Genomic DNA, 1227 nt, shown 5'->3' with positions numbered 1-1227 from the left:
TATAAAAGAAGATGGACAACACCTAAGTTCCGTCATATTTTCGGCAAGGTCTTAGGGGGCTCGATGCCCCCTGGGACCTTTGGTGAAGATGGCATAAGACCGTCGTTCGCCATATTTTCGGCGTTCCAAAGATACTTTATATTTTTCTTTTTTGCAAGCATTTATCTCTTTTTCCAAAGATTTCTCCCGGGCTGTTCGCCTCTATAGACATCCATCGGACATTTCATTCCTATGCTCATATGCGGTCGTCTGTAGTTGTAGAAGGCTATTGCCTTGGAGATTTCCATGTTGGCCTGGTCATAATCTCGGTACATCTCCTGCTGGTAAATCCACTCAACCTTAAAGGTTCCATTCGTCCTTTCCGCCACAGGATTGTCCGTAGGATTGTACCGTTCTGTCATACTAACCCTGATATGGTGGCACATAAGAGTTTCAACATATAGGTGGCAGGCGTATTGCGAACCTCTGTCAGAGTGGTGTATCGTTCCGCAGAGGTTGCCTCCTCCGGCTGCCTTAACTGCCATTAGCAATGCCTCCTTCGTATTTATAGCCTCCATGGTTTCGGATAAGCACCAGCCTATGACAGCATGTGAGTAAACATCTGTAATGAGATGGAGGTACAGGACGTTGCCGTAAATCCAAACGTAGGTTATGTCGGCTGCCCAAATGTGGTTAGCATACATTGCCGTAACACCTTGTACAAGATTAGGATACTTCCTATAAGGATGATTGGAGTCCGTTGTACGTCTTCGCTTGTTCTTGGGAAGCATAAGTCCTTCTGAAGCAAGTAGTTTTAAGAAGGAGTCGCGACCATGAGTAACATCTTCACCTAGCTCCGACTTGAGGAGGACGTGCAGTTTCACACCGCCTATCCCGGGACAGCAGGCACGATAGTAGAGTACATTGTCAACTATCAGTTTACGCCTTTGCCGCTCAGAAATCACAAGCTTGCTGCTTGCGTAATACCACTGGCGTTTCTTGCCAAACAGCCCACAGAGGAATTCCACGGATACACCGGGAAACTCCTCACGCAGCGCCGTTACTGTTTGGCACCATCTTTTTTTAAGATGCTGATACCCTCCTCGGATTCGGCTATCTCTATGAGTTTCTCATAGGCACGGCTGCGCATCTTCTCCAAAGACAATGCGTGTTGGAGGTTCACTATCTTCTGGCGCAATATCTCATTGTCTGTCAAATTCGTTTCTTTATGAGCCATACGATACCTCT

At 46.7% G+C, this 1227-nt stretch carries 1 protein-coding gene and 1 pseudogene; both read right to left on the bottom strand.

What is annotated here, in order from left to right:
• Positions 1-161 precede the first annotated feature (161 nt).
• Positions 162-1007 (bottom strand): IS3 family transposase, encoded by an 846-nt coding sequence (locus E0E16_RS10290; RefSeq protein ID WP_240048166.1) that lies wholly within the window; start codon positions 1005-1007, stop codon positions 162-164.
• A 32-nt stretch (positions 1008-1039) separates the two neighbouring features.
• Positions 1040-1227, bottom strand: a pseudogene (locus tag E0E16_RS13660) (hypothetical protein); the annotation flags it as partial.

Origin of the sequence: Prevotella rectalis, from assembly GCF_900607215.1 — a bacterium.
GTDB classification, from domain to species: domain Bacteria; phylum Bacteroidota; class Bacteroidia; order Bacteroidales; family Bacteroidaceae; genus Prevotella; species Prevotella brunnea.
The sequence above is the reverse complement of the archived record's forward strand: the minus strand, read 5'-3'. Positions and strand labels throughout refer to the sequence as shown.